The sequence below is a fragment of the Mycobacterium sp. E796 genome (assembly GCF_001672815.1).
In the GTDB taxonomy this organism is placed as follows: Bacteria; Actinomycetota; Actinomycetes; order Mycobacteriales; family Mycobacteriaceae; genus Mycobacterium.
This window is the reverse complement of the sequence record NZ_LZKK01000103.1, coordinates 1-12,044: the sequence shown is the minus strand read 5'-3', so window position 1 is coordinate 12,044 and position 12,044 is coordinate 1. Positions and strand designations below refer to the sequence as shown.

Below are 12,044 nucleotides of genomic sequence, written 5' to 3'. Positions count from 1 at the left end.
AGTGAACGAAGCACCAAGTGACGCGGGCGCGGGACAACTCCGTCGTTCCACGTGCGCGGATTGGCATAGCTGTGTGTCCAGCCCGAGCGTCGGGCCGGCGGCGGAGCGAACTAGCACTAGGTGTGAATAAATTAGCGCTATTGCGCTTGCATTTGGTTGACCCATATGCCATGCTAGCACTAGCTAGATCAGGCTTCCCGCTAGCACGCGGGTAGCTATCACAAACTGAGAGGAATTTAGCATGAAAGTCCCTAACTGGAGAGTATCGGCCTACGGGCGCGGCATCGAGAGCTCGGTCCCGACGACTACCGGCGTATACGCGATCGTCCACGCTGTTCGTGTCCACGGCCTCGCGACCGATGTCCAGTGGCTGTACGTAGGCCAGAGCAAGAACTTGCGCCGGCGCTGCAACCAGCACACCCATTACCAGGAACCGAACCCGGCCCTGGAGAACATCCGCAACAGCTACGACTACGAGTTCTGGTGGGCGACTGTCCCCGCGGAGTTCCTAGACGAGGTTGAGCGGGACCTCATCGACCACTTGCAGCCGCCGGGAAATCGGATCCGCGGAAGGAGGGCCATCGCGTGACTAGCTACAACCGCGTGCGCGGATCACCTTGAGCTCGGCCGCTACGCGGCCTACCTACCAATCTCTTCAACAACCGGCAAGACTTCAATCACTCAAGAACCAGGAGAAAGAAAATGACCGAAACCACCATCCCGAACGTCATGGACCTCGAGAAGATCGAGGAGCAGAAGAACGAGTTCCTCAAGGCGGTCCTTGCACAGCGCCTCGGCGGCGCAAATACCTTCCTTGTCTCGCGTACTCGCATGGGCCATGTCGACGCCTATATCGGCAAGGCAACCTTCAAGTGGATCGCAAATAACATCATGCTGTTCACGCAGCTGCCCATGCTCAAGAGCAAGCTCAACGAGAAGGGCCAGATCGTGATCGATGAACAGAGCGTGCAGGACTTGCAGCAGCGGGCTCCAAACTGGTCCCGCCAGCAGATCTTGACCATGTACCTGTTCCGCCAGCCCCGCCGGAAATTCCCGCCGATGCTGGTGGTGGTCCAAGAGGCGTGGGTCAACGACCCCGACTCCGATATGTGGGACGAGAATGGCTGCGCCACCCGCACATCGATGCCGATCTCGATGGAGCTCACTCCTGACGGGTCTTACGCCATCCTGGACCTGTCTGAGGCTGGCGTAACGATCTACGTGATCGACGGCTCGCACCGGTACATCGGCATCAAGGGCCTAAAGGAACTCATGGATACGGGGAAGCTCATGGCGAAGAAGCCGGATGGCTCCGACGCCAAGACCTGGCAAGACAAGGACAAGCTCATGGCAGAATTCGGCGTCACCCAGGCGGACGTGGACGGCATCCTCGACGAGTCCATGGGCATCGAGTTCATCCCCGCCGTCATCGAAGGCGAGACGATGGTCGAGGCGCGTCGCCGCGTGCGCAGCGTCTTCGTCCATGTCAACAAGACCGCACAGCCGCCGACCAAGGGCGAGATCGCGATCCTCGACGAGGACAACGGCTTCGCCATAGTCGCAAAGGCCGTAGCCTTCAGCAACAAGCTGTTCAAGAAGGATGACCCTGGGGACCGGATCAACTGGAAGACAAATGCGCTTCCCAAGAACTCCAAGTGGTTGACGACCAGTGTGACGTTGATCGAGATGGTCAAGGACTTTCTTGGCGAGAAGAAGGTATACGCGAAGTGGAAGCCCGAGACCTCGAAGGAGATTCCGTTCCGTCCGGTCGAGAACGAGCTCGAAGATGGCGAGACCGAGATGAACGACTTCCTCAACCGCGTCGCAGCCCTGCCAGTCTTCACGAAGGTGGCGACGGGCACAGCGATCGACGACCTGAGGGAGTTCTCGCCCGATGGTGCTGGCCACCTGCTCATGCGGCCTATCGGCCAGCAGATCCTGGCCGAGGCGGTCGGGTATCTGTTCAACCACCCGGACGGGCCGAAGATGACGCTCGATGTCATCTTCAAGCGGCTGACGACCTACGACAAGGCCGGCGGTTTCGAGAATATTTCGGATCCCAAGAGCGCGTGGTACGGCCTGACTTACAACCCGTACAAGAAGGCAATGGCGGTCGACAAGAAGAAGCCGTCGGCGCTGTTGCTGCGGCACCTTCTCCACAACCAGCTAACGGATGAGGAGCGGAAGGAGCTGCTAACTGCGTTGAAGGAGGTGCGCCAGATCCCCGAGACCGAGACCTACTGGAACTGGGATGGCACCAAGGTTAGCGACTTGGGCCTGCCGGTCCAGATCAGCTGAAGTACCGCCGACTAAGGGCCCGATCAAACGGTCGGGCCCTTAGTCATTTCCGTGTTCGCACCAGGCGATGTCCCCGAACCTCGACACCGGCCTCGTCCATCACCGCTTTCCAGCCCGCCAAGGTGCCGATGCGCTCCGGACGCTCGTACAGGCCTGCGCGCACCTCCGAGCGGGTCAGCCGCTCGTAACGATCACGCAGGGGGTCGGACTCTCCGATGAACTCCTCCTTGCGGTGCAGCAGGGGCGGGTTGCCGGACCTCGCGTAGTCGCGCCAGTCGACGCTTAGCTTCCGCAAATTCACCGTCACGGCCATATCGAGGGTTGGGTGGGCATCACGGTCGAAGGACGGATACGAGAGGTAGGACACCTGCGGTTCCGTCACCGACAGCTTGATCATGTTCGCCGAGTCGACTGTCCCCGACAGCACCCTGGCGCACGCCTCGTAAACGCGCAGGATAGGTGGAAGCTCGCCAAGGGCGGACCGGTGTACGTAGAGCGCTGAGGGCGTCTGCTTGCCGACCTTGGAGCTACGGGCCGAGACCAAAATCAAGGCCGGATCCCCGCAGGCGAGCAACAGTCGGTCTGCTTGAGTGCACGCCGTCTGGTACTTGCCGAACAGGGCCTTGATGTCCCCTGCAAGTAGCGATGGTAGTTGGCTTAGCCGAGGTCGCCGACCGAACCGGGACATGGCGATGTAGATCAACAACTCATTGCGCCGCTGCACACGGACGCTCTCCCAGTATTTCGCGTCGGTGACCTGCTGAATCAACCGCATGCCGCGAACGACGCTGCCGAACTTGGCGCGGATCAGCTCGTCGTCCTCGGCCACCAGTTCACCAGCGCGGGGAGGACGGGCGTGCGCCGTCATGAAGTCAAGCAGGGGCGCGAGGGTCTCCTGATGTGCGGCGTACATCTCGTGCGGATCGATCCGGACGCGCGGACGGTAGGCATGGACCCGGCTGAACAGGAACTGTTGGGCGGATGCCGCATCCCGAAAAATGTAGAAGATCCCAGGGGCGGCAGCGATGGGCTCAACCCCAATGGTCTCGCTCACCCACGCGGCCAGCTCGGACTGCTCGTAGAACTTTTGGAACGTGCCCGTTCTCGTAATGAGTCCGTCCCCCATCGGACGACCGATTAGGTCACGGGCGTCCCAGGTTAGCCGAGCGGAAACCACAAGTGCGTGGCGGGTGAGTTGCCACGCGGACCGCAGGGCAGCGGCGCGCTCGCCGCGATCCTCGATGACGTTGACGACGTAGCCCAGATTGACCACGTCTGCCGCCACATGCTCTTCATTGGCACGGTGTACCGGGTCCCAACCGTGCGCGGCGTACCCCAGCGAGCGCAGGTTACGGATGTCGTCGCCGCGACCGCAACCGTAGTCGAATATGGTGCATCCCGCCTGGACGATCCCGTCTGCTAATGCCGTGGCGATCGGCCTAGACAGCGCCGAACGGGTCATCGCCGTCTTGTGGCGAGCAACCAGCGCTAGGCCGTCCCCAATTGACGACGAAGGATTTTTTGGAGTGGTCATGCGCAATGGTCATGCGGCTGGCGGCTGCTCGAGTGCAACGCTCGCCAGACCGGCGAGGTCCGTCACTCGTGGATCGCCTACGAGGTAGCCGATGCCGCGGTGCAGGTGGAGGCGAAATTGGTGGGCGATCGTTTCTTCATCGAGCGGGAGCCCGTCGACGTAACAGCGGTAGCGCATAACTGCCCATAGTTCATCACCGTGGTTGCCGGCAAAAGTCCGCCAGCTCATCTCTACATTGCTGTCGAGGACCAGCTTGATGGTGGGCGGCGGTGCCGGCTCAGCCAATGAGCGGGACAGCGCCCACCGGCATAGCACGTTCCAATGTGTGATCCCGGTGCGACGCTTCAGCGTCACCAGCTGGTCCCGGGCGGCCTGGGACAAGCGGACGTGCTCGATAGTCACGATGCGTTCTCCCAAAAGTAGCCATGCGCGATGGTCGTCGCGTTGGTCGACGGGTCAAATTCCAGCTTGTACGACCGGCCGACATGCGGTCGTAGCACCTCGATTGCATCCGCATCGATCTCGGTGTCCGTCGACAACAAGATCACCTGGTGGCTGGCTTGTGGGAAGTAACGCTCAAGCAGATGTCCGCGGTGTGATCGATCCAACCGGCCCAACGGGGTGTCGATCACAATCGGAAGTGGCTGGCCGGACGAGCGGGCCAGACCCCACAGCAGTGCGACAGCCAGCAGCTGACGTTCGCCCGCGGAAAGGTCCCAGGCCATGAGCGCCCGGCCATCAGCGCCGGTCAGCTCGACCGAGTAGGTCTCTGGATCGATCTCCACGCGCGTGATCAAGTTGGTCTTCCTTAGCAGGCGACCCAGGGACTCGAAAATGAGATCGGAAATCCGTCCGAGGTGGCGCTTGGCCGCGGCCAGCCGTAGCGCCTGAAGTGTCACCCGGACTCGCTCGGCGTGCTCGACCAGCCGGCGATCATCCTCGGCTGAGAGAGTTGCGCGTGCCACCCTGTCCAGCGTGGCCTCGTACGCCGCGTCCGCCTTTGCGCGGTCCTGACGGCAGGATGCCAGCCGGTCCTGCGCGTGGGCCATGCGAGCCTCAGCGCGCATGGCGTCGGAAGCAGCTTCTTTTCTTTCAGCGACGAGTGGGGCAAGCGCCTCTTGATCGGGAATGGCAACCAAAACGCGCTCCGCCTGATCCAGATCTTCCGAAAGGGATCGACGGCGGTTTACCAGAACCGACAACCGTCGCTCGGCAGTCGGCAGGCTTGACGACCTAAGCGTCTTAATAAGGGGGGCACTGGCTGTGCCGACAATCGTTGGCTCGTTGCACGCCGTCTGACGCGCCCGGCGGTCCTTCGCCAAAAAATCCACTAGGTCATCGAGGGCCGACTTCTTCAGCCCATCGGCACGAAGCCGATCAACAATCACGGCGTCCCGCTCGGCGATAACGTCGACAACAACCGCTTCACGTGCTGCACGCACCTCGCGGTCAACCTGTTCGGCGAGCTGGCAAAGAAGCGCAGTGACTTGCAACAGCGGCGCAGTGTCGGACATTTCCTCCCGTAAGTCATTGTCAACGGAGATGAGCTGCTCCTTCAGCATTCCGACCTTAATCTCGGCGGCATCGCGCTGATCGAGCAGATCTCCCCCCGCGCTTCTATAGCGCTCTGTCGCTTCGTGGAGGCGCTTACTTGCTCGTTCAACCTCCACCTGCAAAGCGGCCACGGCAGCGTCCGCAGCCTCCTCAGCCTGACGGAGTGCCGTGACGGCGCGCCGCCGCTCGGCGACAGTTTCGCGCAGCGAATCTGGCACTTGGCTATCGCGGTGCCGGCGACGTAGCACGGACAAATCGGTCGAGAGACGGTCAATAAGATCAAGTCCGAGCAACGCCGCAAGCGCTGACGACAACACCTGACGGGAGCTGTCCGAGTCGGCCAGCTTTTCGATCTGCTCGCCGTCGAAGAAAAACAACCCCGCGATCCCACGAGGCAAAAAAGTCTCGACGTATTCGCTCCAGGTTGAGGTCAGTGCTTCGTCATGACGACCGTCCAGCGAGACAAGCAGGAATTCACGGAGGGATGCGCCGTGCGTTCGCCAGCGCCGGCGAACTCGGAAGTGGTGTTCCTCGCCCTGCTGATAAGCGCGGAACGACAGCTCGACCGAAGCGCTTTCGTCAGGTGCAACGTTGCGGTGGATAAGCCCACGGAGGTAGGCATCGTAACTGCCCCCGCGACCGGATACTTGCGCAAGCGGTCCGTATAACGCCAGGTGGATCGCCTCAAGAATCGTCGTCTTCCCGGTTCCATTGAGACCGCCGATCAAGACGATCGGCTTCCTGCTCTCCTTTGGACTAAGCGAGATGGTTTGTCTACCGGCAAACGTGCCCACGTTCTGCAGCACAAGCTCGTCAAGAATCATTCGCCTTTGCCTTCATCGATGGCGCGGACATATCCATCAGCCCGATCGAGTGGGTCGGGTTCGTCGCTCATTGAGGAGCGATCGGTTGCCACCATGCGTTCACGCGCGCGCTGCGTCGCGTCAGCCTCGTCGTCGTAAAATCCGCGCTGCAGCGCTTTTTCCAACGACTTGAAGACACCCGACCGCCGCGCCTGCGCCCGGTGCCGCTGCTCGATATCCAACATCTCTCGCACCAGCTCGAAGTGCACACGGTCTTCGCCGACCACCTCGTGCAGCACTTCGACCATCTCGGGGCCTAACGGTAGGTGCTCGTCGAGGGGTCTTCCGGGGTACGGCTCGCCTACAACGCTCTGGTAGAGCCTCGGCAGGCGGTCTTCAAACTCATGCTTCTCGACCACCCAAATGCGGCGGATCTCTTCGAGCTCGGGCAGCGTAATGAGTTCCAAGGACTGGACGTAGGTCGGGCCGTTTGCCCTGATCCACTTCTGTGCGTCCAGCAGCTTGGTCAACCAACGCTCGCGGGCCTCTTGCGTGTAGGGACCACGGATTGGCTCGCCGTGGAAGAGCTGAACGGACCCGTTCATGCGGCGAAAGTCGCGAAGATGTCGATCATCGCCGTCAAGTTCATTGCGCAGATCGAGGAGCGGCAGCATCCATTCCTTCTCTTCATCGTTTTGTATCATCGCTGCCATCGACTTGTCCTGATCGACGAGCGTGCATGTCCAGCAACCGAATCGACTGTCGCCGCAGCTCGGGGTGCTCGAGTCGACCACCAGGGGGCACTCACCGTCTGCCGACGCGCCTTGGTACATGGTGAGCAACTCCTTATTGGAGTAGCCCCACGGGTTCGGCGTCTGCATTAGAAACGTCCAAACGTCATCGTTCGACCAATTCTCCACGGGCGAATAAACGACTGCGTTTGGCAGCGATTCATTCGGACTGAGTAGATCGCGAACGCGTCTTGACTCCAACGCCGACATACGAGCGTGCCGTCCCGAGCTTTCAGCCTTGCGGGTGCCGAGCACAAGGATGGCCTCTCCGTGCGCACGGACCATTTGTCGGATGAATGAGTTCGAAGGTTTGATCTTGAGCCGCTCGGTACACCATCGAAACTTTGGCCGCGGAGCTGGGTAGCCGCGACCGATGAGATTGACCCAGAACGAGTCGGCGACAGCGGGTGTAAGGCGGTGCGGAGTAAGGGGGATGCCGGCGCTGCTTGCCACTTCACGCATGACATCGAGTGAGTGTGTGACCCATGCAGCCACGACCGGATTCTCAACGAGGGTGTCGGTGCTGATGACGTGGACATGCTTACGCCGGTGTTCTGCCGGCAGGGCTTCAAGCGCGAGCCAGACGATCTGCAGGACTGCGGTTGAGTCTTTGCCGCCCGAGTAGCCCACAACCCAGGGGACATGATCCGCGAGATAGAGCTCCTGGGTCTGGGCGATAAGTGCGTCGATGGTCCCCGAGAAGCCAAGTTCGTCGAAAGCGGACTTCTCTCGTGGACGGATTGGCAGGCTACGCTTCACTTCTCTCCTCCAGCGAATGCCTCTTCAGCGCGTTGCTCGTCGGGCGGTAGCGGCATACCAAGCGCATTACGAATTGCCGCTGCTGTCAGCAGGACATTCGTGGCGTTCTTGGATACTCGCCCGGCAGTCATAGCCCGACCCTCCCACGTGGCAGCGTTCGAGCGGTGCCAGTCAATGTCTTTGAGCCTCTTGAGGATGGTCGGCCAGGTCGACACCGCCTCACCCTCGGCAATAAGACTGTTGCCGACTTTGCCGAGGGCGTGAAGCACGATGCCGTGGGTGTGGATGAAGTCCTGGCGCACCTCGCCCGCAGTAGCGTCGCGCGTGTAGACCTGCGACCACTCCGGGAACTGATTCGCAACGACCTCCCAGAACGTGGCCGCCAGGTCGACGCGGCGCTCGAAGGGCTCTTGATCGGTGCCGTCGAGCAATGCTTTTGTCGCGGCGTACAGCGCCGAGAGCGTAAACAGCTTCCGGGATCTTTGCGCAAGGTTGCTGGTCTCAGTCTCGGTCACATCGCGCAAGAAGGACGATCTGAGAACTACGAGCCTGGTCAGGACCGACATCTCGTCGCGGTGGTCATACAGCACGCCAATCGACTTCGCGGGTCGGATGGCATAACGGTTGAGATCAGCGAACATCTGCTGACAACGCTCAAGGCCGACATCGAGGAACATCACGATCGCGATGCTTTCGTCCCCGAGTTCGGGGTTCTCAAGCAGCGCCTGCTGGATACCGGCCCTACGGTGCTGCCCATCGTTTATGACGAACTTGGCAGACATCGGGATGATCAATGTACCGACGCGCTCGTTCGGCCCCATGCCCTCAGAAGGTTCAAATTTCACCTCGGCGTCGACGGAAGCAGTCAGTGCCGAGAACACATAGCTTGATGGGTTATCCAGTACGTAGCGCGCGATCTCGGGGACGCGCGCCTTGTTAAGGGTGCGCTGGGCGCGCATCTCAGGAACCAGCTCCTCCTCGTCGAATACGAACAAACGTGGGATGAGCCGTAGAGGGCACATTGTCACGTAGTACTCGCGTCCGGCTTGTACGCCGCGGATGGCGGGAAACACGTACTCGAAGGCGCTCGACCTTGCGCGGGCAGTTGTTCGAGCGACTTCACCCGAGTTGATCTTGGACTTGGTCATCACGGTCAATCCTTACCAGTGCCGTGTACGGAACTCAAGATCCAAACAACGGGCGCTGTGCTTCCATACATATGTCCGAACATAGAGGTAACCTTCGTGCCATGACGGTAGGCGCGCCCACTGACAACACACTCGCCCGTGACCCTGACGACGGCGCAGATCGTCCGGTTTACCTGGACAACAACGCAACAACGCCAGTCGAGCCGCGTGTTGCACGCGAAGTACTTACCTACATGCAAAGGGAGTACGGCAACTCGGGAAGCCGGACGCACCGCTACGGCCAAGTCGCGAAAGAGCGCGTCAGCCGAGCTCGCGTTGAGATAGCCGCCGTTGTGGCGGCGAAGCCGGATGAAGTGGTCTTCACAAGCGGCGCGACAGAGAGCGACAACATCGCGCTCCTGGGGCTAGCTGCCTACGGCGAAAGTGTCGGCAAGCGGCACATCATTTCGACTCAGATCGAGCACAAGGCTGTCCTCGAACCATTGGGCATCCTCGCCAACCGCGGTTTTGAAATTACGCTGATTAGGCCTGAGCCGGGCGGGTGGGTGACCGCAGAGTCAGTTCATGCAGCGCTTCGGCCAGACACATTGGCGGTGTCAGTCATGGCGGCCAACAACGAGACAGGTGTGATGCAACCGCTTGCGGAAGTCGCCGGCGTGATGGCTGAACACGATGCATACTTTCACGTGGACGCCGCACAAGCGTTCGGCAAACTCGTTGAGCCCCTTCGCCATCAGCGCATCGACCTGATCAGCGTGTCTGGACACAAAATCTTCGCGCCGAAAGGCATTGGTGCGCTGATCATGCGCCGGCGCGGATTCAGGCGAGTGCCACTGGAACCTTTGATGTTCGGTGGTGGACAAGAAAGAGGACTGCGGCCAGGCACGCTCCCCGTGCCGCTTGTCGCAGGTCTTGGTCTTGCGTCAACCCTCGCGCTCAAGGAGAACCGAGAGCGCAACGAACGCGCGCAACGTCTTAAGTCCGAGGCGGTTGCTGCACTTGCGCAACTTAACATCGCGGTCAACGGCGATGAATCACGAACGATGGCGACAACGCTGAACTTCTCCGTTCCGGGTGTGGACTCCGAAGCGGCGATCGTCGCGCTAAAGGACGTTGTTGCGGTGTCAAATGGGTCAGCATGCACTTCCCAGAGTTACGAGCCGAGCCATGTACTCGTTGCTGCGGGGCTCGGCACGGAACGGATCTCAGGTGCCTTACGGTTTTCGTGGAGCCATCTGACGGGCGATGTGCCGTGGGGAGAGGTTGTATGCAGACTCGCGCGACTCGCAGGGCAGTGACCGACGTCCCGTGTGACTGGGCTGCGTTGCTCGTTCGTCCTTAACGAAGCGGATCATCTTCGACAGGTTTGTCATTGCGCTTCACATAGCGTCTCAGGGCGGCGCGGACCACAGTGCTCAGGTCTTCGCCCCTAGCTGCAGCTTTGGACTTCGCGGCTTCCCAGAGCTCGTCCGGAATCCGGAAACTGCGTAGCGGTGTCTTTGGCTGGTTCGGCACACCTCGAAGCATGCCACTATATCCACACCTTGGGCGTAAGACACTTACGATGCCCGGTTCTCTCGCGCCGCGATTCAAAGCGGTCGGTCATCACGGCGGAAGCGCTGCTTTCATCAGCCAGGTTTAGGTGGCGCCACAAGCTGGTAGTCGAGTCGGTGTTGCAAAGGCTGGAACCCGCTGGGCATTGATGCGTCGGGGGGAGTCACGAGATCGCCGTCGTCTTTGGCCCACTCGACGAGGAAGCTCCAAAGGCTTCCCGGCGTTCGGTAGCCAGGCAACCCGTCGTAGTCGACTGCAAAGGCGACTAGGGCCTGCGCGACCGCCATATCGAGCTGCTTCTGAGCCGCGGTCTTTCGCTTCACTACCCCACCTCGGGTGACTGTGTGGTTGGTATAGCTTGCAACAACCACAGTCTTCAGCGCCTGAAGCGCAGCGTCGGTGTTCATACACCAACCGTACCAGGTGTATATACACCTGCCAATTCACGAGGAGCGATAGCGTCACACGAAGAAAAGCACAGGATCGATGTCTCCAATCGCGGCGCAAAGCTTCAAGTAACGTTGGCGCGTGGCGCATCGTGTCGCCAGTCCGGTGGACATCATCTGCGCCGCGGAGCGGTGTAGGGACCGCTGTCAACGACATTCTGACCGAGAGGGGCATCAATGCTGCAAGTCACGATTGTGGAGGAAGGCCAAGAGATTACCGGCGCCTACATTTTTCCCAACAATGTCGTGGCAGTTGTACCAGCGTCGGATGCAGCGTACTCAATTATCCACACCGTCGGGGGAACCTACACGGTCAAGGGCGAAGCGAAGGAGATCGCTGGCAAATTGAGCAACGTGCTGTTGCTGAGGTCATAAGTACCGGGTTCCGACTGTGCGCCCTCACGGCCTTGCCCGCTTAATGGCCTTCGCATTCCACGTGAAGGGCGACGCCCGTACGCAACATCTGAACACTCTTCTTCGGGAGTGTTCAGTCGGCTTTTCGGCTCAGATGTGACTATTGCGGATATCGCGGCAGGCCTGAGTCTGTCCGACTGCACCGATCAAGGTATCCAAACTGCCGCGACGACCCGAATCGCTGGCCAACCAGGCGACGCCGCACCCGGTCGAGGACCAAATCTTCTGGTGCCAGCGCAGGACAACGAGCGACTGGCGGTTCTGCGAGAGGCCTTATTGACAGACCGTAGGTCGCCAGTTTGGCCCAGCCGCGCCGAGCACAGTCCTAATCGCAGGCTGGAGAGAGGCCGACGACTGTTTCGAGTTCTATCGTTTCGCGCTGGCAGCCGCACTAAGGGCGCAGTGGCAACATCTTCAGCCACGCGTCCGAGAGCAGTTCCAACAGCTGCCCGTCCGGATCGCGAATCATCGCCATCGCCTCGTTAACCGTCTCCTCGACCACCGCTCCCCCGAACTCCGCGACCTACTTGGTGCGCGACGGCTTCGTGCTCGAACTCATGGACTACTCGAAGCGCCGGGTTCACGCCGGGTCGGAACGCGTCATGGATCAGATTGGGCTGACGCACATCTCGTTCTCGGTGTCTGATCTCGCCGGCGCGCTGAAGAAGGTCGCGGAGTTCGGGGGAGCGGTGGTCGAGGAGACGGTTAACGAGGCGATGGCGATGATTCGCGATCCGGACGGG

The 12,044-nt window shown here is 60.7% G+C and carries 10 protein-coding genes and 2 pseudogenes; 5 read left to right on the top strand and 7 right to left on the bottom strand.

The annotated features are described in order from the left end of the window. Positions 1–241: 241 nt before the first annotated feature. Together A5706_RS08365 and A5706_RS08360 are read left to right on the top strand one after the other, a co-directional pair. A complete protein-coding gene (locus A5706_RS08365) occupies positions 242–589 on the top strand; it encodes a GIY-YIG nuclease family protein (RefSeq protein ID WP_068129009.1) in 348 nt (115 codons plus the stop codon). A 113-nt stretch (positions 590–702) separates the two neighbouring features. Then, complete coding sequence (locus A5706_RS08360; protein ID WP_068129007.1) at positions 703–2,298, top strand: DNA sulfur modification protein DndB; 1,596 nt, start codon at positions 703–705, stop codon at positions 2,296–2,298. Between the two features lie 43 nt (positions 2,299–2,341). Here A5706_RS08360 and A5706_RS08355 read toward each other — a convergent pair whose 3' ends face one another. From A5706_RS08355 to dndB, 5 genes are read right to left on the bottom strand one after another with little or no spacing between them, the layout of a single operon-like run. After that, positions 2,342–3,832, bottom strand: a complete 1,491-nt coding sequence (locus A5706_RS08355) for a DNA phosphorothioation-associated putative methyltransferase (RefSeq protein WP_068129004.1) — start codon at positions 3,830–3,832, stop codon at positions 2,342–2,344. Positions 3,833–3,841: 9 nt separating this feature from the next. Then, positions 3,842–4,234: a DNA sulfur modification protein DndE gene (gene dndE / locus A5706_RS08350; protein WP_068129002.1), complete on the bottom strand. Its 393-nt coding sequence runs from the start codon at positions 4,232–4,234 to the stop codon at positions 3,842–3,844. Continuing rightward, positions 4,231–6,210, bottom strand: a complete 1,980-nt coding sequence (gene dndD / locus A5706_RS08345) for a DNA sulfur modification protein DndD (RefSeq protein ID WP_068128999.1) — start codon at positions 6,208–6,210, stop codon at positions 4,231–4,233. Before dndD ends, dndE begins: the two co-directional genes overlap by 4 nt. Then, positions 6,207–7,739: a DNA phosphorothioation system sulfurtransferase DndC gene (gene dndC, locus A5706_RS08340; RefSeq protein ID WP_068128997.1), complete on the bottom strand. Its 1,533-nt coding sequence runs from the start codon at positions 7,737–7,739 to the stop codon at positions 6,207–6,209. Before dndC ends, dndD begins: the two co-directional genes overlap by 4 nt. Further along, entirely contained in the window at positions 7,736–8,887 is a 1,152-nt protein-coding gene (gene dndB / locus A5706_RS08335; RefSeq protein ID WP_082964253.1) for a DNA sulfur modification protein DndB, read from the bottom strand. The genes dndC and dndB overlap by 4 nt, the downstream gene beginning before the upstream one ends. A gap of 101 nt (positions 8,888–8,988) precedes the next feature. On the opposite strand from dndB, the gene dndA reads away from it, so the two are divergent. After that, on the top strand, positions 8,989–10,185 hold the full coding sequence (gene dndA / locus A5706_RS08330; protein WP_068128995.1) for a cysteine desulfurase DndA: 1,197 nt from the start codon (positions 8,989–8,991) through the stop codon (positions 10,183–10,185). 330 nt (positions 10,186–10,515) lie between these two features. Here the strand turns inward: dndA and A5706_RS08325 are convergent, their stop codons facing one another. Beyond that, positions 10,516–10,848 (bottom strand): hypothetical protein, encoded by a 333-nt coding sequence (locus A5706_RS08325; RefSeq protein ID WP_068128993.1) that lies wholly within the window; start codon positions 10,846–10,848, stop codon positions 10,516–10,518. A 216-nt stretch (positions 10,849–11,064) separates the two neighbouring features. Here A5706_RS08325 and A5706_RS08320 point away from each other — a divergent pair, with 216 nt between their 5' ends. Beyond that, positions 11,065–11,262, top strand: a complete 198-nt coding sequence (locus A5706_RS08320) for a hypothetical protein (protein WP_068128991.1) — start codon at positions 11,065–11,067, stop codon at positions 11,260–11,262. Positions 11,263–11,692: 430 nt separating this feature from the next. Here the strand turns inward: A5706_RS08320 and A5706_RS08315 are convergent. Continuing rightward, positions 11,693–11,824 (bottom strand): annotated as a pseudogene (locus tag A5706_RS08315) (VOC family protein); the annotation flags it as partial. Between A5706_RS08315 and A5706_RS08310 the strand changes: the two are divergent. Next, a pseudogene (locus A5706_RS08310) lies at positions 11,820–12,044 on the top strand (VOC family protein); the annotation flags it as partial. The pseudogenes A5706_RS08315 and A5706_RS08310 overlap by 5 nt on opposite strands.